At 45.2% G+C, this 23,696-nt stretch carries 18 protein-coding genes; 5 read left to right on the top strand and 13 right to left on the bottom strand.

Annotated features, from left to right (window positions below; all coding sequences use genetic code 11):
• Window positions 1–2,033 (bottom strand): Ig-like domain-containing protein (locus OH459_RS16985; RefSeq protein ID WP_269987778.1); only part of this gene is annotated, 2,033 nt, incomplete at its 3' end.
• A gap of 404 nt (window positions 2,034–2,437) precedes the next feature.
• On the opposite strand from OH459_RS16985, the gene OH459_RS16980 reads away from it, so the two are divergent.
• The 4 genes from OH459_RS16980 to OH459_RS16965 all read left to right on the top strand — a co-directional run bounded on the left by OH459_RS16980 (window position 2,438) and on the right by OH459_RS16965 (window position 6,990).
• Window positions 2,438–3,748, top strand: a complete 1,311-nt coding sequence (locus tag OH459_RS16980) for a TolC family outer membrane protein (RefSeq protein WP_009696936.1) — start codon at window positions 2,438–2,440, stop codon at window positions 3,746–3,748.
• A 2-nt stretch (window positions 3,749–3,750) separates the two neighbouring features.
• Window positions 3,751–4,371, top strand: a complete 621-nt coding sequence (locus tag OH459_RS16975; RefSeq protein WP_005451972.1) for an OmpA family protein — start codon at window positions 3,751–3,753, stop codon at window positions 4,369–4,371.
• 106 nt (window positions 4,372–4,477) lie between these two features.
• The gene (locus OH459_RS16970; protein WP_005451971.1) at window positions 4,478–4,831 is read left to right on the top strand and encodes a DUF2750 domain-containing protein; all 354 of its coding nucleotides are present in this window, start codon (window positions 4,478–4,480) and stop codon (window positions 4,829–4,831) included.
• A gap of 191 nt (window positions 4,832–5,022) precedes the next feature.
• The gene (locus OH459_RS16965; RefSeq protein ID WP_269987777.1) at window positions 5,023–6,990 is read left to right on the top strand and encodes a tetratricopeptide repeat-containing diguanylate cyclase; all 1,968 of its coding nucleotides are present in this window, start codon (window positions 5,023–5,025) and stop codon (window positions 6,988–6,990) included.
• Here the strand turns inward: OH459_RS16965 and queC are convergent.
• Both queC and queE read right to left on the bottom strand, forming a co-directional pair.
• Window positions 6,947–7,645, bottom strand: a complete 699-nt coding sequence (gene queC / locus OH459_RS16960; RefSeq protein ID WP_029789726.1) for a 7-cyano-7-deazaguanine synthase QueC — start codon at window positions 7,643–7,645, stop codon at window positions 6,947–6,949. The two genes, OH459_RS16965 and queC, sit on opposite strands and share 44 nt — an antisense overlap.
• Window positions 7,646–7,659: 14 nt before the next feature.
• Window positions 7,660–8,310, bottom strand: a complete 651-nt coding sequence (gene queE, locus OH459_RS16955) for a 7-carboxy-7-deazaguanine synthase QueE (RefSeq protein ID WP_029789727.1) — start codon at window positions 8,308–8,310, stop codon at window positions 7,660–7,662.
• Window positions 8,311–8,474: 164 nt separating this feature from the next.
• On the opposite strand from queE, the gene OH459_RS16950 reads away from it, so the two are divergent.
• On the top strand, window positions 8,475–9,284 hold the full coding sequence (locus OH459_RS16950; protein ID WP_269987776.1) for a Cof-type HAD-IIB family hydrolase: 810 nt from the start codon (window positions 8,475–8,477) through the stop codon (window positions 9,282–9,284).
• 53 nt (window positions 9,285–9,337) lie between these two features.
• Here the strand turns inward: OH459_RS16950 and OH459_RS16945 are convergent, their stop codons facing one another.
• The 10 genes from OH459_RS16945 to OH459_RS16900 form a co-directional block, all read right to left on the bottom strand.
• On the bottom strand, window positions 9,338–10,771 hold the full coding sequence (locus OH459_RS16945; RefSeq protein ID WP_050937475.1) for a bifunctional NUDIX hydrolase/phosphatase PAP2 family protein: 1,434 nt from the start codon (window positions 10,769–10,771) through the stop codon (window positions 9,338–9,340).
• Window positions 10,772–11,066: 295 nt separating this feature from the next.
• The gene (locus OH459_RS16940) at window positions 11,067–12,611 is read right to left on the bottom strand and encodes a trypsin-like serine protease (protein WP_269987775.1); all 1,545 of its coding nucleotides are present in this window, start codon (window positions 12,609–12,611) and stop codon (window positions 11,067–11,069) included.
• Window positions 12,612–12,811: 200 nt separating this feature from the next.
• Complete coding sequence (locus OH459_RS16935; protein ID WP_050936495.1) at window positions 12,812–13,294, bottom strand: GNAT family N-acetyltransferase; 483 nt, start codon at window positions 13,292–13,294, stop codon at window positions 12,812–12,814.
• A 160-nt stretch (window positions 13,295–13,454) separates the two neighbouring features.
• Window positions 13,455–15,335, bottom strand: coding sequence for a propionyl-CoA synthetase (locus OH459_RS16930; RefSeq protein ID WP_172458628.1), 1,881 nt, complete (start codon window positions 15,333–15,335; stop codon window positions 13,455–13,457).
• A gap of 240 nt (window positions 15,336–15,575) precedes the next feature.
• Window positions 15,576–16,763: a 2-methylaconitate cis-trans isomerase PrpF gene (gene prpF / locus OH459_RS16925; protein ID WP_269987774.1), complete on the bottom strand. Its 1,188-nt coding sequence runs from the start codon at window positions 16,761–16,763 to the stop codon at window positions 15,576–15,578.
• Between the two features lie 23 nt (window positions 16,764–16,786).
• Window positions 16,787–19,396: a Fe/S-dependent 2-methylisocitrate dehydratase AcnD gene (acnD, locus tag OH459_RS16920; protein WP_269987773.1), complete on the bottom strand. Its 2,610-nt coding sequence runs from the start codon at window positions 19,394–19,396 to the stop codon at window positions 16,787–16,789.
• 132 nt (window positions 19,397–19,528) lie between these two features.
• Complete coding sequence (gene prpC / locus OH459_RS16915) at window positions 19,529–20,671, bottom strand: bifunctional 2-methylcitrate synthase/citrate synthase (protein WP_269987772.1); 1,143 nt, start codon at window positions 20,669–20,671, stop codon at window positions 19,529–19,531.
• 132 nt (window positions 20,672–20,803) lie between these two features.
• Window positions 20,804–21,700: a methylisocitrate lyase gene (gene prpB, locus OH459_RS16910; RefSeq protein ID WP_269987771.1), complete on the bottom strand. Its 897-nt coding sequence runs from the start codon at window positions 21,698–21,700 to the stop codon at window positions 20,804–20,806.
• Between the two features lie 12 nt (window positions 21,701–21,712).
• Window positions 21,713–22,432: a GntR family transcriptional regulator gene (locus OH459_RS16905; protein WP_009696948.1), complete on the bottom strand. Its 720-nt coding sequence runs from the start codon at window positions 22,430–22,432 to the stop codon at window positions 21,713–21,715.
• Between the two features lie 277 nt (window positions 22,433–22,709).
• On the bottom strand, window positions 22,710–23,600 hold the full coding sequence (locus tag OH459_RS16900; protein WP_005426534.1) for a hypothetical protein: 891 nt from the start codon (window positions 23,598–23,600) through the stop codon (window positions 22,710–22,712).
• Window positions 23,601–23,696 lie beyond the last annotated feature (96 nt).

Raw genomic sequence — 23,696 nt, 5'->3', positions numbered from 1 at the left:
CCATTGAAGTTTTCGGCAGGTGTGAAGACCAGTTTGCCGTCAACAATCGTCACCGTACCTTGCTCTGCCGGTACTGACGCATTGGTAATAGTTAATTGGGCATTCTCTGGATCGCTGTCGTTTGCAAGCACATCAATAGTAACCGCGGTATCTTCATCTGTTGATACAGTGTCGTTTACTGCCACTGGTGCGTCGTTAACTGGATTAACCGTCACCGCAACCGTTGCATCGTCTGTGAGCTGACCGTCTGAGATGGTGTAGCTAATCGTTGCATCACCATTGAAGTTTTCGGCAGGTGTGAAGACCAGTTTGCCGTCAACAATCGCCACCGTACCTTGCTCTGCAGGTACCGAAGCATTGGTAATGGTTAATTGGTCATTCTCTGGATCGCTGTCGTTTGCAAGCACATCGATAGTAACCGCGGTATCTTCATCTGTTGTAACAGTGTCATCCACTGCCACTGGTGCGTCGTTGACTGGGTTAACCGTCACCGCAACCGTTGCATCGTCTGTTAGCTGACCGTCTGAGATGGTGTAGCTGATGGTTGCGTCACCATTGAAGTTTTCAGCAGGTGTAAAGACCAACTTGCCGTCAACAATCGCCACCGTACCTTGCTCTGTTGGTACTGACGCCGCTGTGATAGTCAGCGTATCGTTTTCTGGATCGCTGTCGTTCGCAAGCACATCAATAGTAACGGCGGTATCTTCATCGGTAGAGACCGCATCATTCACTGCTACCGGCGCGTCATTCACAGGATTAACCGTCACCGCAACTGTTGCATCGTTTGTTAGCTGACCGTCTGAGATGGTGTAGCTAATCGTTGCGTCGCCATTGAAGTTTTCAGCAGGTGTAAACACCAACTTGCCGTCAACAATCGCCACCGTACCCTGCTCTGCAGGTACTGACGCATTGGTAATGGTTAATTGGTCATTCTCTGGATCGCTGTCATTCGCCAATACATCGATAGTAACCGTGGTATCTTCATCTGTTGCAACAGTGTCGTTTACTGCCACTGGTGCGTCATTCACTGGATTAACCGTCACCGCAACCGTTGAATCGTCTGTTAGCTGACCGTCTGAGATGGTGTAGCTGATGGTTGCGTCACCATTGAAGTTTTCAGCTGGCGTAAAGACCAACTTGCCGTCAACAATCGCCACCGTACCCTGATCTGCAGGTACTGACGCATTGGTAATGGTTAATTGGTCATTCTCTGGATCGCTGTCATTCGCCAATACATCGATAGTAACCGCGGTATCTTCATCGGTAGAGACCGCATCATTCACTGCCACCGGTGCGTCGTTGATCGGGTTAACCGTTACAGTAACCGTGGCTTCATCAGTTAGTGCGCCATCTGTTACTACATAAGTAACCGTCGCTTCACCGTTAAAGTCTTCTGCAGGTGTGAATATCAACTTACCATCAATAATCTCTACTGTGCCTTGTTCTGCCGGAACAGTTGCCGATTCAGTACTTAGTGAATCACTATCTGCGTCTTGGTCGTTAGCCAATACATCGATAGAAACCGAAGCGTCTTCATCGGTCAAAACGCTGTCATCTTCAGCAACCGGAGGACGAGGGTTGATTGCTGGCGATGTATTATCTGAATTTGCTGCGTTCAAAATAAGATCCGCGAGCGATAGGTTTTGAGTTTCAGACAAACCTAGTGCTGCGATACCCGTCGTTTCAAACAAAGTGCTAGCAAGTATTTCTGCCCCTGTACGCTCAACAGTCCCACTTTCTTGCAAACTGGAGCCGGCATTCTCACCCGCAGCTGGGGCAAACTCTTCATTCAGTAATGTCGGGTCTTGCCCGTCTCTAAGAGCGTCAATAATTTGAGCAACATCTTGAGTGATGTCTTGCTCGTCTTCTTCTGTTGCAACTTTAACTTGAAGTTTTTGTGGTTCATCTTCGATGACTGCAACAATCAGTTCGCCCGGTAATGGTCGCTCATTCTCGGCAAGAACCTTCAATTGCCCATTCAAATCTATTACGACTAACTGCTCACCAACTGGAACTAAGGAAGTACGATCCATATAAACCTCTGACATAAAAATACTGTCAACATTTTGACCAATGATACTTATTAGCTATATATTGCCCGAATATATTCCGCAATAACAGCGCATTAACACTTAATTTCAACTTTTGAGTCACATATTACTTATAAAAGTGTATATAGGACCTGTTTGGGACTAGATCACAAACATACAGGCACCAATCCTGTTTAAACCATTGAAAACATGATCTTTATCCAGAAAATAATTAGAACAACAGCTCATAAAGTGTAAAACTAATTATCCAACATCAATTATAGCAACTAGTCACATAGTTGATTGTTAATAGCATTGTGCGTTAGATTATTGACGCCTATAGAGTTGTCCCTATTTATAAGAACAATTTCTCGCCTTCAGACATGACTAAATCTAGGAGAAACAAAGTGAAGTGGACTCGTGCCAACGCCATATGCTTTGGTGTGCTTGCCGTTAGCCCTGCTTTCGGACAAACACTTGAGCAAGCGGTTGAAAATACACTTATTAGCAACCCAGACATCAAAAGTGCGTTTAATGAATTCGTAAGTAAGCGGTATGTGAATGAAGCCTCGAGCGGTGCTTATCTTCCTTCTGTCGACCTAGATGCAGGTGTCGGATATGAAGGGATAAACCCAGCAGAGAGTAATCGTAAGTCTACTGATTTAACGCGAAAAGAAGCGACAATTACGCTAACCCAGCTTATTTGGGATGGTTCAGCGACGCTTAACGACATTGACCGTACTGCAGCGGATGCTGAATCCGTTCGTTACCAATTATTAGCAGATGCTCAAGATAAAGCATTAGAGGTAGCTAAAGTCTACCTGGATGCCGTTAAAGCCTATGAAGTACTGACGCTTTCTGAAAATAACCTGAAAGTGCATAAGAAAATCTATCAAGATATCAAGAAACGTGTAGATTCAGGTATTGGTTCAACAGCGGACTTAACGCAAGTAGAAGCTCGTTTAGCTAAAGCACACGGTAACTTGGTAGCTGCTCAGAACAATTTGTTTGATACGCACACGATCTTCACACGTCTTGTAGGTCAAGCTCCGCAAGGACTTATCTTCCCTCGCGCGGATCAAAACTTCATTCCTTACACAGTAGATGATGCGATTGATTTGGCATTTAATTCTCACCCAGTGATTAAGATTTCAAAAGCGGATGTTGATTCGGCTAAGTTCCAGTACAAACAGTCTAAAGGTAACTACTACCCAACAGTTTCTGTAGAAGCTTCGCAAACATGGCGTGATGATGCAGCTGGTGTCGAAGGAAACAGTGATGAAACAACAGCGATGCTGCGTATGCGTTACAACCTATACAATGGTGGCAGTGACTCTGCAAATGCCGAAAGTTTCGCCTACCAGTTGAACAAAGCAAAAGACTTACGTGAACGCGCATATCGAAATGTAGAAGAAGGTTTACGCCTTTCTTGGAGCGCACTGGATCTGACACAACAACAGAAACAATTTTTGTCCGATCACGTAGATTCAGCTTCTGAGACAGTTATTGCGTACGAAAAACAATACCGTATTGGTAAACGTACCCTACTTGACTTATTGAACACAGAAAACGAATTGTTTGAAGCTCGCAAAGACTACTTGGATGCGAAGTACGCAGAACAATACGCCAAATACCGTGTGATGAATGCGACTGGTCAACTATTGAATGCGCTTCGCGTTGATGTTCCGACTGAGTGGAATCAGAAGGTGGAGTACTAATTATGCAAGCAGTAAAGATTCTTTTCTCGTTGGGTCTTATCGTCGCAGCAAACCAAGCATTTGCGGAAGACGAGTATGAATACATGCAAACACCAAATGCTCAGCAAATTGCAGACCTACAAGATGACGATGATGATGGTGTGATTAACGCAAGGGACCTTTGCCCTGATACGCCGGCAACGTCAGAGATCGACAATGATGGTTGCGGTGAGTACATAAAGTCGTCTGAACAAATGCAAGTCCGTGTATTGTTCGCCAACGACTCTGATGAAATTAACCCTGTATTCCATCGCCAAATTCGCCAATTGTCTGAGTTTCTCAAAGAATACCCGACAACCTCTATCGAGCTACATGGCTATGCGAGTAAGGTAGGCGGCGCTTCTCATAACTTAGACCTATCAAAACGTCGAGCAAATAAAGTGCGCTCTGCGTTATTAGGTTACGGTATCAAACCAGATCGCGTTCGAATTGTTGGCTATGGCGATACTCACCTTGCTCAACAAGGAACAGACGAAGTGAGCCACGCACTTAACCGTCGTGTAACGGCCTCTGTTGTAGGCTACAAAGGTGAAATTAAAAAAGAGTGGACAATATTTACCACCCTTCCAGAGAACACACTTTAAGGAGCTTCGGCTCCTTTTGTTTTTCAACCTTGTTAAACCGTATTATGCTTTTGGAATCGGCACTTTAGTGTTAACCTACTCGCGTCATAACAATGAGAGTTTTGAAATGAGCAAACTTACATCAGATATCCAAGCAAACCTTGACCTTTTCGTTGCTGAAACTAAAGAAAACCAACTAGTTTGGGGTTTACGCAATGAAGAAGGTTGGCTATCTTGCGATTCAACTGAATTCGAAAACAGCGAAGTCATGCCTTTCTGGTCATCTAAAGAAGATGCGCAGGCACACAACGTTGAAGAATGGGCAGATTTCGAAGTACTAGAAATCCCACTAGATATCTTTGTTGAAGATTGGCTACTAACTCTTGCAGAAGACGGCGTTCTTGTTGGCACAAACTGGAATGCACAGCTAGAAGGTAAAGAGGTTGAACCTCAAGATCTAGCGAAGCTATACGTAGGCTAATTCCCTAGGACCTCAGCACCGTGCTGGGGTCTTCTTTTCTATTACTTACCTTTTCGATGTAAAGCTCGACCGAGCGCATAGTTTTCATCACCCCACTATCTATACCCTTCGGCTTTTGTCACAATGACTCACTCCCAATTGGTATATCATACTGAACAAACAACATAGCAATAACATAAGGTTACATCACTATGCGTACGCTGCTTACTTTGCTTGCGTCTCTCCTATTAGGCAGTCAAGCAAACGCAAGTGACACTCAAAGCATCACTCAATGGCATTCTGTTTATCTAGCTACAATGAAAACAAATTCCAAATCTGCGCTCCACATGCTTCAAGACAGATACCACACTGCCGATTCTAATAGTGAGAAGCTTTACGTCAGTGGTTTGATTTACGAATACATGTCGAATATCAACCAGCCTTACTTTGGTAGCAGTCAGTTTCTGGAAAATCACTTTGCAAAGTTGGAATCAAAGTACATTCAAGCACTGTTAGAACGCAAACAGGGTGACTACGACGCTGCAGTAAACTTGTTCACCTCATTACTGCAAAGTGCTAAACAGCGCGCAGATATAGAAACAAAAGCGTTAATGAACTACCAGCTTTGCTACACCCTCAATCAACAGGGTCAGTACCACAAGGCTAACTTTTTCTGCTCATCGCTTAATAACCACTTAACTAACGACCACAAAGAGAGTATTCCTGCAGATCTTGCGCTGCGTGTAATCGCAAACAACTTCGACTTCCGTGGCGAATACGATATTGCACTTAGCTTGTACCGCCGACTCATTAATGAAATGCCAGCGCAAAGCGACCCCACAGGTGTTTACAACGATGTAGGTAATTTGCTGAGTGAACTAGGTCAATTCGAACAATCTGAACAGTACCTAATTCAAGCACTACTTGCTCGACAATTAGAAGCCACACCTCTTGAAGTTGCTCAAGTGGAACATAGCTTGGCATCCATGTATTACAAATCTAAAGATTACGAGAAGTCCATCAGTCACTATAAGAATGCGCTAACACTACTCGAAGAACTGAATTACCCATACGGCAAGGGACTAACTTATCTTGGGCTTGGTTCTGCCTACGTCGATTCTGGTGACTTAAAAAGCGCCGTTCCCCATATTAAAAACGCTTTAGAGTTGGGCAAAGAGTACGAAAACGAACGCTTACAAACTGAAAGTCACTTGGCGGCAGGCTTTGCTTACCTAAAACACCGCATGTTGAAAGAAGCACTGGAACATGCGAATGCCGCGTTAGAATTGGCAAACAAGAACTCAACGACCGCGTTGCAATCAAAATCTCAATTGTTACTCTCGCAAATCTTCCAAGAACAGAACGAGTATGAAACAGCTCTATCCCACTACCGCGAGTACGCAACATTGGAGTTAGCAAACCGAGATGCCAACAATGTAAAAGCAATCGAAGCGCTAGACCTAACGAAAAGTGAATATGAATATGAGTTGCAACTCGTAAAAATTGACAACGAACGTAACTTAAAACTGCTTGAGCTTAAAAAGCTTGCCGAGCAACAGCGAGCGTACAACTTTGTAGTATTTGTGTTACTCGCTGTTTTATTGGTCGCACTCTTTGCTCTAAGAAAAATAAAGATGGAATCTCGTTTAGACAAGTTAACAGGCTCCCTGAATCGGAGTTCAATCATCGAGAAAATCCGTTCTCAATCGATCAGTGCGCCAGATGATATGCGCTACGTACTTGCCCTATTCGACCTAGACAACTTTAAACTGATTAACGATAAATACGGGCATCCAGTAGGCGACTTAGTCCTAACTCAAGTCTGTAAGTCACTTCAATCTAAACTAAATAAAGGAGAATATTTGGGACGTATTGGAGGAGAAGAGTTTATCTTGTTACTAAAGAATGTGGATGAAATTGATGTGCCATTTCGTGTTCAAAGCCTTCACAAAACCATCTCAGAAAAGCAGATAAAAACAGACGACGGTCATTCGGTCAATGTCACAGCAAGCTTGGCCTATCTCTCTACATCAAAACCACTTCGTAATTTTGATGAGCTGTATTCGATATTAGACCAAGCTTTGTATCAATCAAAAAGAAATGGGCATGATGCCGTGATTGATGCTTATAACGAGCCTATTGATCTTCCGCTTTCTGCTTTTGAATCAACGACTGCATAACAGTGTCTTTGTTATTCAGGTAATCATCTAAGCCCGCTTTGCGCAGATCGCAAGACGGGCAATCACCACAGCCATCACCAATGATGCCGTTGTAGCAAGTTAAAGTACTTTCACGGACCAGTTGCAACGCATCGTACTGATCTGCCAACGCCCATGTTTCCGCTTTATTTAGCCACATCAGCGGTGTTTTGATGTCGAACTGGCGATCCATGCCTTTTACTAAAGCACTGTTCATCGCTTTCACAAAGTCATCACGACAATCAGGGTAACCACTAAAGTCGGTTTCACACACGCCAGTAATAACGGTTTCAGCACCAATTTGGTATGCATAGATGCCAGCTAGCGTTAGGAACAAAATATTACGACCCGGAACGAATGAATTCGGCAAACCGTTCTCTTGAAGTTCATGAGAAACTGGAATGTCATCGCGAGTCAAAGAGCTGATTGCTAGTTCGTTCAGAAGACCTACATCCATGACTTTATGAGCAGCAACACCAAGATCTTTTGCTACTTTTTCCGCAACTTCGATCTCTAACTTATGACGTTGACCATAATCAAATGTGATTGCATGTACTTCATCAAACTCTTTTAACGCTTGAACCAGACATGTTGTAGAGTCCTGTCCACCACTGAAAACAACAACTGCTTTTTTCATCTTTTTCTCCGAGCTTAAGCAATACTTAAGTATTTATGAGTTTGAACTGACAAGCGCCAGTTACGTGCCACGCAAGTATCAATACAAAGCTGTGTTGCTCTTGGCTTTTGGCTAATTGGTTGCAGAGCGATGATGGTTTTTGAGTCTATATCGGCCATCGTAAGCAAGTCATCAAGATGATCGATATCTTTTTGTGTGCCAACAGGATGCTTAATTTCATTTGCGCGCTCCAACGCACTTTTAAGTACAGGCAATTTACCTTTCATCGCGACTTTAGGTGACACGGTCACCCAAGTATTTTCTGAAGTAACGACTTCTGAAGTGCCGCTGGTTTCAATTTGGCACTGGCAACCCATATCTTCAAATGCTGCGGTTAAATCACGCAAATCATAAATGCAGGGTTCACCGCCAGTGATCACAATGTGCTGAGCATTGAAGCCTTGCTTTTTGTATTCTGCTACGATGTCTTGTGCAGATGCGAAACACCATGTTGGGGAGTCCTCTGTTTTCACCAAGATATCGCCAATCTGGCGTTGGTCTTTCTCTTCTGCGTACCAAGTTTGCTTTGTATCGCACCAAGAGCATCCTACCGGACATTCTTGCAAACGCACGAAAACTGCTGGCACACCAGTGAAAACCCCTTCCCCTTGGATGGTTTCAAACATCTCATTTAGCTTATACAACGTAGAACTCACTCAACTCATAATACTTCGAGGCGAAGACCTTAATGGAGAGGCGCACTCAGGTCAATTTAAACCAAAAATAAATTGTTAAAATAGGTCTTTTTGTAGTTTCATACACGAGTTCCCAATTTTTAAGGTAAGTAAAGATGTACAAACTGATCGCCCTAGATATGGACGGTACGTTGCTAAACAGCGACAAAGTAATTTCAGAAGAGAACAAGCAAGCCATCACTAAGGCTCGTGAAGCAGGTGTGACCGTTGTACTTGCATCAGGTCGCCCTCTTGAGGGTATGCAAGACAAATTGGATGAGTTGAACATCAACTCTGATAAAGACTTTGTACTGTATTACAACGGTTCTATGGTGAAGAACATTGGCACCAATGAAATCATCCACCAGCAAATCATCGATGGCAAAGCAGCAAAGAAAATCGCTCGCAAAGCAAAAGAACTTGGGGCGTACGTTCATGCATTCAGTCAAGAGCACGGTTTAATTACTGAAGAAAACAACCCATACACTGATATCGAGGCAAAAATTAATGGTCTTGATGTCACTGAAATGAACTTCGAGTCACTTTCTGATGATCACGCCATCATCAAAGCGATGATGGTTGCAGAGCCAAACAAACTTACCGAAGTGATAGCAGCGCTACCATCAGCTCTAAGAGAAGAATTCACCGTAGTACAAAGCGCACCGTTCTTCTTAGAGTTTTTGAATCCATCAAGTAATAAAGGCATCGGTGTTTCAGCAATCGCAGAATACTTAGGCATCAAAGCTGAAGAAGTGATTTGTATGGGCGATGCCGAGAACGACCATCACATGCTTCAATATGCGGGTCTTGGTATTGCAATGGCGAACGCGATGGAAGAGACAAAAGAAATCGCAGACTACATCGCTGAGAGCAACGATGAACACGGCGTAGCAAAGTCTATTGAGAAATTCGTTTTGAACGCTTAACAAATCTGAAGTAAACGCCAATTAAAAACCTCGCTATTAAGCGAGGTTTTTTATTACTCTGCGTGCTTGTTTTTACACGTTAGTTTTCTCGCTAACACAATAAATGTCAGCATCAATAGAGGATAATGGAAGGTGCTAAACACCAAAGACCAAAATCCGCTAAATGAAACCGTTGTGCTCAAGTAAAGATACAATTGCTCAACCAGCAATAACGCCAGAATCACAAACAACATCTGTTGACGGTCAAAACGTATTTCTGACTCTTTGAAGGTCATCACCAGCGCTGACGCAGTAATCAGAATCGCTAACCAGCTAGTAAATACGGGCAACGGCCAAATGACAGAAATCACTGCGGTAATCGCAGTCATCGTAAACCAAACACTTTTTGAACTCAGTAACTTGTCTACGTCCACATCGGGGTTGCCTTCGAGTCGGAGCACATGCCATGCAACCAAAGAACCCAACAAAGCACCAATCAACATATCTAGGATAAATGCAGTACCAAGGAAGAACTTACAAGCCAGTACGGTCAAAGTCACAAGGGCAACAAGCAACGTGATTCGGTTTAGACCAAAGGTATTTGTTCTTTGGAACATAAACGTCATCACACAAAACCACACCGCTACCGGCAAACTTGGAAAACTAAAGCCAAAGCTTTGAGTTAACTCTGCCATTGGTACATATACATGCGGTCTTGGTAGTGAGAACCCCTGTTGAGCAACGAGAGTCATCAACGAAGTTGCGGTAACAGCAAAGAACAGCCGATATACAAAACGACTATCGAAACGCATCATCACGAATGGAAACAAGAACAACAAAAATGTTGGATTGCTCAAACTCGTAATTAGGTCTGCGATTTCACACGCCGTATTACGACTACTCGATGAAAACGAACCTACCCAACTCTGTAGATCCATCATCCAAGACAACTCCAGTTGACGGAAATTGGGCGCTGACTCAATTAACTGTTCAACATAAACGACAGGTTGTTCAGTCGCTCTAGTGTAGAACTCGCCTACATCTTTCCACTGCTCAGGATAACGGTACAAAGAGGCTGACATGTTACTCGGGCTCACTAGCATCGCAGAAGCGACTTCAACGCCATAATGAGGAGCAAACCAGATAGGTAACTCATTACCATCAATTTTATTGGTCATCGAAAACGCAATTACGTCTGAATCCGATACACAATCAAAGAAAACAGCAGTATCTGTTCTACCTAACTCTTCACCAACAGTAACAACTAAACCGGTTTCTTCCCACGTTTCTCTCTGCGCAGCAAGTTTAGGCGATTCACCTTGAATAATGGTGCCACCAGGAAGGGAAATTTTATTCGTTAATATCTCGTGGATTAATACTAATTTGTTATCTGCGCGAACAACACAAAGCGCCCCTTTCACATCTTCTGGAAGAGGATTCGCGGCAGACAAAGGAGAAACAAACAGTGAAATGGAATACAGGATGAGAAAAAACAACTGTCTCAGCACAAAATACAACCTTTAAAAGAGAGAAGAATCACACCGTCATGATGGCAGGGTTGCCAATATTTTTCGACATAAATTAAGTAACCAGTTGTACATTTGGCGAACATGTCAAAAAAGACTTAATGATACTTTTCAAAATAATTCTGACAGAAATCAGACATAACTCGAAACATTGGCTGCAATTTTGCCAGTTATATTAATTTAACGTCAGGGTAATTTATGTGGATTTTACGCGTTCTCAGAATTGAAACAATAGAAGAGAGTTTATTCTCAGTGAGAAATAAACTCTCTTAAACGATTACAGCTTCAACCATGCATCTGTCCATGCATAGCCTATTCCCGGCTCATAAGCACTTGGAGTTGAGCCACACCATAAACTGTTCGGCCATGGCTTACATTGGTAACTTGCACCACGATTTGTCACCACATCACCCGCTGTGTAATTAGTCCCAGCTTGATAGGCACCACCAGAAGACGGAGGTGTTGGTTTAGTCGGTGGCTCTACCGGAGGTGTTGTTCCTGAACAATCTGACGCCCCTACAGCCTGCCACACTCCCCAAAGACCAGATTCTGAAGGGTTATCACCTTGCGTCCACCATTGGGCTTGCCATATTTGACCAGCCCACGACACGGTTTCTCCAGTGTTGTAAACCGCACTAACTTGCCATTCATTTTCACAACTACCAGATGGCGGTGTTGTTGAACTCACTGCCGATGCTATTACGACTGCTTGATATGAGGTGCTGGTTTTATCAATACCAAAGTTCAGCGTAACGCTCGCGTCACCTGCTTGAGAAGCGCCAAACTCAACGTCAACAACACATGAGCTTCTTGCACTAAGGGTCGATTGTGCACATTGGTCTCTGGTGATCATCGCAGATTTCGTGACACCAGAACTTTGCAGTTCCACACTTTCGACAGTAAACGCAACATTACCGATATTTTGAATACTGAAACTGTGTTGCTTCAGCTCGCCCACTTTAAAAGAACTCAAAGTCTGATTTGCGGTGTAACCAACAGAAACATTATCTGTCGGAGGCATTGTCGTACCTACAACGCCATCAACAAAACTGCGCAACGCCGCAATGTCACTATACACACCGTACTTACCCGGTCGGGCACAACCTATGCCCCAACTTACGATACCAAGTTGAGTCACAACGCCGTTATTATTCACAACGATGGGACCACCACTGTCTCCCTGACAAGAATCAATGCCACCTTGAGGTACTCCCGCACAAAACGAAACAGCCCCAACTGTTGTGTAGTTCCCACCAGCTTGACGGCACATTGCATCAGACACCAGAGGCACATCCACTTCTTGTAGAGCGGCTGGTGAACTGCCCCCCTCCGAAGTTCGGCCTAGTCCAGCGACAGTTAACCAATCACCGACGCCTGCATATTGCGAGACACTGCCTGATGCGATATCCACTTTCGTAACACCTTGAGGCTTTGAAGAGAGTTTTAACAGAGCGATATCATGAGACAAAGTAGAACGATTATAGGAAGGATGTACGTAGATTTGGCTGACATTAGAGCGAACACCATCAGTACCATTATAAATCACACCACCAATTTTGACGGCAATTTGATTAGGAGCATCACCATCAACACAGTGAGCAGCCGTGAGAACATAGCCATCCCCAATATAGCTTGCTCCACAGAAAGAGCGGTTACTATTACGGCTGACGATTTGTGTGTAAAACTTCCAGTCATTTGGGGTTGCGGTAATGCCACCAACAATATCCGGTTGAATTTCGTCGTATTGCGTCTGCGTGACTTGATCTGCACTTGCCAACATTGGCAATAACACCGTTGCAAGTAAGGTTTTTGATAGATTCAATGTTATTTTCCTCTTGTTTTATGAGGCACTATTCATGTGCCACTTACAAAACAAGCAAACAAAAGCAACATCACCAATTTGGATGAGAATGAGTCGCCGCACATTGCGACGAGACTAATAGTAAATACTGACCATTAGACTCAACTTTTGCACCATCAGATTACATAAGTCACTAAGTTACCGTCTTAGCTACGCATTAATTAACGTTCAGATAACGACTTTCTTAACCAATGAATATGATGCCCAAAACCTTGGTTCTCATAGAGAGAAATCGCTGTCTGGTTAAAGTCCCAAACCTCAACAAACATCTGTTTCACTCCATAATCAACAAATGTCGCCTCTATCTTTTCAATCAAAGCTTTCGCGGTACCTTGCTTACGATATTCGGGTAAGACGTATAGCTCATCAACGCTTCCCATCATGACAGGTTTACTAACCGTAGAAATAAGCTCGCAGAAATGCCCAGATACAAAGCCGACGATCTCACCCTCTACTCTAGCGACATACACCAAACATTCAGGATTATCGAGATAGCGAGCAATACTCTTTTCTTGTTCGATTTCTTCTGCGGTTTTAAACAGCTCTGGGGATTGGATATGGTGCTCATCATGCAGCTCGAACATCAAATCATTGAGTTGTTCAAGATCGTCAAAAAGCGCTGGTTTGATTACAAAAGTAGACATAGGAAAAGAAGCCAAAAACAGGAATCCATATAGTGTGTGTTTAAACACGAGATTAGGCAAGCAGGAATGCAAAAGCCTCTTGCCGACAAAGCAAGAGGCTTCGATATTTACGATTGGTCGCAGCTAATCTAAGATCGTGCTTAATTAAAATCGTACTTAACTAGCCACGTTTAAGCACTCGTTCGATTTCGCCTAAACTGGATGGGTCATCAATGGTTGATGGCACCACGTATTGCTCACCATCGGCTATTTGACGAATGGTTCTTCGCAAAATTTTGCCTGAGCGTGTCTTTGGTAAGCGATCGACAACCAGCGCATGTTTAAAGCAAGCCACAGCACCAATCTCGTTGCGCACTTTACCCACCAACTCACCCTCTAGCGTTAGATCATCAATCTTCACACCATCTTTAAGAACCACGAAGCCAAGTGGTAGCTGTCCTTTTAACTCATCATGGATACCGACTACCGCGCATTCCGCAATCGCTGGGTGACCACCAACGATTTCTTCCATCTCGCCAGTAGACAGACGGTGACCTGCGACGTTAATTACGTCATCAATACGCCCCATGATAAACAGGTAGCCATCTTCATCTAGGTAACCGCCATCTCCCGATACGTAGTAACCCGGAAATTGACTTAGATAACCAGTTTCAAAGCGGTCATGGTTGCGCCAGACAGTCGGTAAACAGCTTGGTGGTAATGGGCGCTTCAAAGCTACAAAACCTTGCTGATTTGCACCCACTGGCATACCCATTTCGTTGAGAATCTCGACCTGATAACCAGGTATCGGCTTGGTAGCAGACCCCGCTTTAACTGGCATTATCTCGATACCGGTCGGATTGCCCGCGATCGCCCATCCAGTCTCTGTTTGCCACCAGTGGTCAATGACCGGCTTATCCGCTTTGCTTTCTACCCATTCTAGTGTTGGTGGGTCAAGACGTTCACCTGCCATAAAGATAGAGTCGAGGTTGGACAAGTCGTATTGCTTAATGAACTCGCCTTCTGGGTCTTCTTTCTTAATTGCACGGAAAGCGGTTGGCGCGGAGAAAAGCACGTCTACTTTGTATTCGTCACAAACACGCCAGAATGCACCCGGGTCCGGTGTTCTCACTGGTTTGCCTTCAAATAGAATAGTGGTACAACCATGAATCAGCGGCGCGTACACAATATAGGAGTGACCAACAACCCAGCCCACATCCGATGCTGCCCAGAACACACCATCTTGAGGGATGTTATAAATTGACGTCATCGAATATTTCATCGCCACGGCATGACCACCATTGTCACGCACCACGCCTTTTGGTTTCCCTGTTGTGCCAGAGGTATACAGAATATAAAGAGGATCTGTCGCTAGCACAGGGACACACGCATGAGGCAAAGCTTGCGCGTATTCTTGCTGCCAATCTAAATCACGTTCAAGGTTAAGTTCGGCTTCGCACTGCGGGCGTTGAAGAACAAAGACTTTCTCAGGCTTCCAACGGCTGTCCATAATGGCTTTATCAACCATTGGTTTGTACGGGATCACCTTGTTAATTTCGATGCCACAAGACGCCGTCATGATGACTTTAGGTTCCGCATCTTCAATTCGAACAGCAAGCTCATTCGGGGCAAAACCGCCAAACACCACCGAATGAATCGCGCCCAATCGAGCACACGCTAACATCGCCATTGCTGCTTCTGGGATCATCGGCATGTAGATGACCACACGATCGCCTTTGGTTACGCCTTGGTTGGAAAGCATACCCGCGATTTTTGCTACTTGGTCGCGCAAAGCTTGATAACTGTAAGTTTGTTTTTGACCCGTCACTGGCGAATCATAAATCAGTGCGGTTTTATCCCCCCTTCCATGCTCGCAATGATAATCCAACGCGAGCCATGACGTGTTCATTACGCCATCAGGAAACCAACGTTCAATCCCATGTTCGTCAGCTTGTAAGATGGTATTTGGCGCTTCAAACCAATCGATGTTTTCAGCTTGAGCACGCCAAAAGTTTTCCGGTTCGTTCTGTGCCCAAAGGTATTCTTTTTGATATGCAGACATATTGCTTCCTCCAGTATGTCCTGACATTGCTTTTTAATACCAATCGCATTAATTAGATGTTCAGAAGATTGCGTAGGTAAAACCGCTTAGAACAAGGCAAAGATTGCAGCTAGCTAGTTGTTCTACCTACACCTTCTTTTACTAAGAAATAGGTTTAACGAAGTTATCAGCGGTTTTAACAAGCAAGAATCATCAAATAATTGATGTGGTTGGTATAAGTATCACTACCATGCAATTGTGTTATTCAAAGACATTGGAGGGAACACGCACAAAGCCCTCCATCAGTATTCTCGCGCTGCGGCTCATGATGGCTTTCTCAACCACCCAACCTTGTTCTGTTTGTTTGGCTTTTGCCCCCACCTTAAGCATTCCTGATGGATGCCCAAACGTCACAGATTCTTTCTCTCCGCCACCAGCCGCTAGGTTCACCAAAGTACCCGGGACGCATGCCGCCGAGGCAATAGCGACCGCTGCGGTTCCCATCATGGCGTGGTGAAGTTTGCCCATAGATAAAGCTCGGACGAGAATATCGACCTCACCTGCCTCTACGGCTTTACCACTCGACGATAAATAGGATTTAGGCTGAGAAGCAAACGCAACCTTAGGCGTGTGTTGACGTGTTTGAGCCTCTTCGAGCGAATTAATAAGACCCATTTTTAGCGCGCCATGAGCACGAATGGACTCAAACCTCGCAAGAGCAGATTCATCGTTATTGATGTCATCTTGAAGCTCAGTGCCTTGGTAGCCAAGTGCTTCTGCATCAATGAAGATCGTCGGTATGCCTGCGTTAATAAAGGTGGCGTTGAACGTCCCAACATCTGGTACGACCAAATCGTCTACTAAATTGCCGGTTGGAAACATGCTGCCTTCACCATCAGCAGGGTCGACGAAATCAACTTGGATTTCTGCCGCAGGGAACGTCACGCCATCAAGCTCAAACACCCCTATTTCTTGAACGAAACCATTTACGATTGGCACATGAATCAATATGGTTTTGCCAATATTTACCTGCCATACACGAACGGTAACGATGCCGTTTTGAGGAATTTGATCTTCGTCGATCAACCCTGCATGAATGGCGAAAGGTCCGACTGCAGCAGAAAGATTGCCACAGTTACCACTCCAATCAACAAATGGCTTATCTATCGATACTTGTCCGAATAGGTAATCAACGTCGTGATCGACTCGCTGACTGCGCGACACAATCACAGTTTTACTGGTGCTGGAAGTCGCGCCGCCCATGCCATCAATTTGTTTGGCATACGGGTCAGGGCTACCAATCACACGAAGTAGCAGTTTGTCTCTTGCATCCCCTGCAACTTGCGCTGGCTGTGGCAAATCTTCAAGGTTGAAGAACACCCCTTTGCTCGTACCGCCGCGCATGTAAGTCGCCGGGACTTTGATTTGGCTTTGCATCTTGCTATCCATATCTTGCTCCGTTATTGCGGTATCTATTGCGAGAGGAAATCTTGAGCAAAGCGCTGTAACACGCCACCCGCTTTGTACACGTGAACTTCATCTTCGGTATCGAGTCGACAAGTCACCGGCACATCAACCTTGTCGCCATTAGCACGGGTAATCACCAACGCCAAATCCGCACCAGGGGTGATATCGCCGATAACGTCATAAAGCTCAGTGCCATCCAGTCCGAGTGTCTTTCGGTTCACGCCATCTTTAAATTGCAGAGGAAGTACGCCCATTCCAACTAAGTTGGTACGGTGAATACGCTCAAACCCTTCAGCGACAATAGCTTCTACACCCGCCAAGCGAACGCCTTTCGCCGCCCAATCTCGCGACGATCCTTGACCATAATCCGCACCTGCGACCACGATAAGCGGCTGCTTGCGATTCATGTAAGTCTCAATCGCCTCCCACATGCGTGTCACTTTGCCTTCAGGTTCGACTCTCGCTAACGATCCTTGCACGACTTCGCCATTTTCCTTGACCATTTCGTTGAACAGTTTTGGATTAGCGAAAGTGGCGCGCTGCGCGGTTAAGTGATCGCCTCGGTGAGTCGCGTATGAGTTAAAGTCTTCTTCTGGCACGCCCATCTTCGCGAGGTATTCGCCTGCGGCGCTGCTTGCCAAAATCGCGTTCGATGGTGACAAATGGTCGGTCGTAATGTTATCGCCTAAAACGGCAAGAGGACGCATTGAAGACAGAGTTCGCTCACCAGCCAGTGCTCCCTCCCCCTCTTTTTGCCAGTAGGGAGGTCTTCGGATATACGTACTCATCGGACGCCAATCGTAGAGCGGATTCGGATTGCGAGCCTCATCATTCAGTTTAAACATTTGAATGTAGACTTGATTAAATTGCTCTGGCTTAACGTACTCACCCACCACCGCATCAATTTCTTCATCCGTTGGCCACAAGTCATTGAGATAAACCGGCTTGCCGTCTTTATCTGTACCCAAAGAATCACGTTCGATATCAAAACGAATCGTACCGGCTAACGCGTAAGCAACGACCAAAGGTGGCGATGCTAAAAATGCTTGTTTTGCATAAGGATGAATTCGACCATCAAAGTTTCGGTTCCCAGAAAGTACTGCCGTTGAATACAGATCTCGGTCGATGATTTCTTGTTGGATATTCGGGTCAAGTGCCCCGCTCATACCGTTACAGGTTGTACACGCATAAGCGACGATACCAAACCCAAGCTTCTCCAATTCAGGGAGTAAGCCGGATTCTTCAAGGTATAGTCGAGCAACTTTAGAACCCGGTGCAAATGAAGACTTCACCCAAGGTTTGCGCACCAATCCAAGCGCATTCGCTTTCTTAGCGACCAGACCCGCTGCGACAACGTTTCTTGGGTTACTGGTGTTGGTACAAGAAGTAATCGCTGCGATGATCACCGCGCCATCTGGAAGCTCGCCTTCTTTCTCTTGCCACTCACCAGAAACACCACGCTCAGCAAGCTCTGAGGTAGGTAAACGACGATGAGGATTAGATGGACCTGCCAAATTACGCCCGACTTGGGACAAATCGAACTCAAGTACGCGTTCGTAAACGGCAGTGTCTAAATCATCTGCCCACAGACCGGTTTGCTTGGCGTACTTCTCAACCAAGTCGACCTGTTGATCATCGCGACCTGTCAGTTTGAGGTAATTAATAGTCTGCTCATCAATGTAGAACATCCCAGCGGTTGCGCCGTATTCTGGCGTCATGTTTGAGATGGTTGCGCGGTCGCCAATGGTTAGGTCTCGCGCCCCTTCACCAAAGAATTCGAGATAAGATGAAACCACGCGTTCATTTCGCAGAAACTCGGTAATCGCTAGTACGATATCCGTGGCGGTAATACCCGGTTGACGCTTACCAGTAAGCTTCACGCCAACAATGTCTGGTAGACGCATCATCGACGGGCGACCAAGCATAACCGTCTCCGCCTCTAAACCGCCGACACCAATCGCAATAACGCCAAGTGAATCAACGTGAGGTGTATGACTGTCTGTGCCGACACAGGTATCGGGATAGGCAATTCCTTGCTTGGCTTGCACCACTGGGGACATCTTCTCCAAGTTGATTTGGTGCATGATGCCGTTACCCGCAGGAATAACACTGACGTTCTCAAACGCCGTCTTACACCACTCGATAAAGTGGAATCGGTCTTCGTTTCTGCGCTCTTCTATCGCGCGGTTTTTCTCAAACGCCTCTGGGTCAAAGCCTGCGTGTTCAACTGCCAGTGAATGGTCAACGATCAACTGCGTTTCAACCACAGGGTTTACTTTCGCTGGGTCACCGCCTTGTTCGGCAATCGCATCACGCAAACCAGCGAGGTCGACTAATGCAGTTTGTCCAAGGATGTCATGACAAACCACACGTGCCGGATACCAAGGAAAATCGAGGTCACGTTTGCGTTCAATCAACTGTTTTAGGCTATCAGTGAGCGAATTTGGGTCACAGCGACGAACCAACTGCTCGGCTAAAACGCGTGAGGTGTATGGGAGCTTTTCATAGGCTCCAGGAGAAATATCGTTAACTGCTTCTCGGGTATCAAAATAATCGAGTTGGGTTCCCGGGAGCGGCTTACGATATTGAGTATTTATATTTGTGGTGATGCTCATGGGCTTGCTTCCGCTTTAGTGTACATCTTGTGCCTGAACGCACCGCGATACTGTTTTTGAAATGGATTCGCGGTGAAAGAGACGCCCCTTGTGAATGCCATCAAGACAACACTCACAAAGAGGCGTCACACGCTAGCGTTGTTCGATTGGCACCCAGTCTTGATGATCCGGTCCGGTATAATCCGCACTTGGGCGAATAATTCGGTTGTTCGCGCGTTGTTCATACACGTGCGCCGCCCAACCTGTCAGTCGGCTCATCACAAAGATTGGTGTAAACAATTTGGTTGGAATATCCATGAAGTGGTAAGCCGAAGCATGGAAGAAATCGGCATTACAAAATAGACCTTTCTCGCGCTTCATGACGGATTCCACACGCTCAGAGACCGCATAAAGATGCGTGTCACCCACCTCTTTTGATAACGCTTCTGACCAACGCTTGATCAGTGCGTTACGAGGGTCACTTTCGCGATAAATCGCATGACCAAAGCCCATGATTTTGTCTTTGTTCTCTAGCATCTGCAGAATATTGGCTTCTGCTTCATCTGGCGTTTGCCAATCTTGAATCATCTCCATCGCTGCTTCGTTTGCACCGCCATGAAGTGGGCCACGCAGCGTGCCGATAGCAGCCGTGATGCAAGAATGAAGATCAGAAAGCGTAGAAGCACATACGCGCGCTGCAAATGTTGAGGCATTAAACTCATGCTCTGCGTAGAGTATCAGAGAACAATGCATCACCTTTTTGTGTGTTTCGCTTGGTGCTTTATCAGTAAGCAGTTTTAGGAAGTAGCCGCCAATGCAGTCTTCACTGTTATCGTGCGTTTTGATGCGCACGCCATCGTGGCTGAAGCGATACCAGTAACAGATTATGGCAGGGAAAAGCGCCAGCATTCGCTCAGTAGCATGGAGCTGTTGCTCAAAGTCCATTTCTTGCTCTAAGTTACCCAACATAGAGCAACCTGTGCGCATAACATCCATCGGGTGAGCATCAGCAGGGATCAGCTCTAACGCTTGCTTAAGCTCCGCTGGTAAGCCACGCAAGCTCAATAGATGTGTCTTGTAAGCGTCTAGCTCTTGTTGATTAGGTAAGTGACCGCGTAACAGCAAATGCGCGACTTCTTCAAATTGAGCATGATTTGCCAAGTCCGTAATATCGTAACCACGATACGTTAGACCCGTCCCCGATTTACCGACAGTGCATAAAGCTGTGCTTCCAGCGCTTTGACCGCGTAGACCTGCGCCACCTATCTCAGCTTTCTTTTCTACAGAATGAGGCATTGTTGAACTCCTTTTCTGTCTGACTTGGCTCTCTTAATGGGCTCTTTTGAATCAGACAATTTTCACGTTATTGGATTAGAGATTCGGTTTATCTATCTTTTTCTTGGGCTTCCGTTTGTTTCTTAGTTGACCTTATTTACCCTCCGAGAACAGCTTGTCTAACTTATTCTCGTAGTCGTGGTAATTAAGGTGCTCATACAGCTCTTTTCGTGTCTGCATTGAATCAAGTAACGCTTCTTGGTTGCCAACTTCTAGTAAGTGTTTGTAAACCATCTCAGCCGCTTTGTTCATCGCACGGAATGCGCTCAATGGGTACAAAACCATGTCCACTTTGGATTGGGCTAACTCTTCACAGCCGTATAGCGGCGTTTGTCCAAACTCAGTAATGTTGGCAAGAATTGGAACGTGCTTCCCTGTCGCGTCTTCAAGCGCTGCGGAGAACTGTTGATATTGGTCTAGCTGATTCATCGCTTCTGGGAAGATCATGTCTGCGCCCGCTTCCACACATGCAATCGCACGTTCAATTGCACTGTCCATGCCTTCAACCGCTAACGCATCAGTGCGAGCCATAATGACAAAGCTCTCATCATTACGTACATCCACCGCTGCTTTCACTCGATCGACCATTTCTTGTTGGCTAACAATCGCTTTGTTTGGGCGATGACCACAACGCTTCTGCGCCACTTGGTCTTCCATGTGCACTGCCGCCGCACCGGTTTTTTCCATCGCCTTGATAGTACGTGCGATGTTAAAAGCACCACCAAAGCCCGTATCGATATCAACCAATAAAGGCAAATCACACGCGTTGGTGATGCGGTCTACGTCCACCAAAACGTCGTTCAATGTCGTAATGCCAAGATCTGGCAAGCCGTAAGACGCGTTAGCGATGCCGCCACCCGACAAATAGATAGCTTGGTGACCCAAGTTTTTCGCCATCATGGCGCAGTATGGGTTAATGGTGCCGACGATCTGCAGCGGGTTGTTTTGCTCAATGGCGAGTCTGAACTTCGCCCCCGGAGATAAGCTCATGACAATTTCCTTCTAGTCTTGTTCTCTATCTTTACTTTCAGAATGTAGAATCTGTAATTCGATTAGTTTTCGGCTGCCTGAGATGTGCCTTCTCATCAGCATTTCTGCCAGTTCTTCATCACGGTTGCGAATCGCTTGCAGAATGAATTTGTGTTCGTTGAGTGCTTCGTTAGGACGAGATTGCGCTCGTGGTGATTGGTAACGATACATGCGCAACAAATGATACAGCTCGTCGCAAAGCAGAGAGATAAGCTTGCTGTTTCGGCTCGCTTGAATGATTCGATAGTGGAAGTCGAAGTCACCATGCTGGTGGAAGTAAGAAGATCCTTCGACTTCATCAATATGTTTGGAATGTGTCGACAATAGCATTTCCAAACTCAGTAATTCTTCTTGAGTGATATAGCGAGCCGCGAGCCTTGCCGCCATGCCCTCTAATGCTTCGCGGACGGAATACAATTCGATGAGTTTTTCTGGAGAGAAAGTGATCACACGAGCGCCAACATGCGGAATGCGCTCAATCAAACCAAGTCCTTCAAGGCGCATCATGGCTTCACGTAAAGGACCTCTACTCACTTGATATTTCTTGGCTAATTCAGGCTCTGAGATTTTACTGCCCGGTTCAATTTCACCACTCACAATCGCTTCCACTAACGATTCGGTCAGCGATTCAGATTTAGTGTGCTCTTTTTCAGAGACAATCACTTTATGACGAGTTTTCAATTCTGTATTCATATTCAAGGCACTCGTATTTAGAAATCAAAGTTTCAACAATTTGTTAACTTGAATATAAAATAGACGATCAGATTGTCGACAATCAAGCAAATTGTCGACAATTTAGACTAAGGTATAGTGCTATTGAGTGATTTATGAATGGATAAATAGGCAATTTAATGAGAACAATTCGAGATTGTCGACAATAAAAGTTAAATAAATTCAGTAAGTAAACAAAATTAGGGAGCACAACAGCTCCCTATTTGGGTTCAATTTGGTAGCTAGCGGTAAGTTTTGTCTAGTTGACCAGTTTGTAGGTTAAGTCTTTTTCATCCAACAACCCGGATTCAACGAGGTTTCTCTCCAACATCATGTCTTGCAGTTGTTTCAGCGAATTGATGTTACCGTAACTGCGGCGGATCTGGTCAAATGCTTCTTCCAGTTGCGGTAGGTTTTGTGCATTCATCTGGTCAGTAGTCGCTTCAGAAGCCGCTAAGAACCACTCTACATCCTTGGTGATCTCTTGCACTTGAATCAGGCTTTCACGCAATTTCGCTTGGTAATGCTCGACCTCTTTGATGGCAGAAAAGAACTCCGTCCATGCTTGCATGTTGTCGATAGCGGACGTGGAAGACATGGTGGTTTTGTTGAGCTTCACACGGGATTCATTGATCGCCTCTTTAAGCTTGAATAAACGCAAACTGAGCTCATCAGAACGCTTTGGTAACAACTTCACCTCGTACTTCACTAGCTTACGAATCGCATGAATGTGTTCATCACGCTTACGAGCAGAAAGCGCCAAGAACTCGTGATCGACTTTTCCTACCGAGTTAGTTTTAAGTTGCTTTCGAGCAGATTCAATTTTTTTGTTAAGAAGAGATTTAACCCCTTTCTTTGAGCCCTCTTCCCACGCTTTGCGAGAAGCGGCTTTTAACGCTGCCCCACCTGCGACTTCCAACAGGGCTGCCCCCTCTTTCGAGCCGGGAAATGGAATCATCCCGATACCAGTCCTTACCCCTTTTTGTGCAATATCCATCGCGACCATTTTCTTGTCACGTTTCACCCAGTTCTTTGCAGATTGGTATTTATTACCGAATTTTCTCGCCCAACTTTTGTGATATGACTTACTGTCCTTTTCTACATTTTGCAAAAATTCTTTCGCCATCTTTTTTGCATTTTGACTCGCCATAAAGAACTCCTTTTCTTTTAATAAATCGAATAGCGAATAAGATCTAATACTGCTATTTTTTGAGTAATTTGATTAATAATAGTATTTATATTTCAA

Source organism: Vibrio sp. MM46 (assembly GCF_027587135.1).
In the GTDB taxonomy this organism is placed as follows: domain Bacteria; phylum Pseudomonadota; class Gammaproteobacteria; order Enterobacterales; family Vibrionaceae; genus Vibrio; species Vibrio harveyi.
The sequence above is the reverse complement of the archived record's forward strand: the minus strand, read 5'-3'. Positions and strand labels throughout refer to the sequence as shown.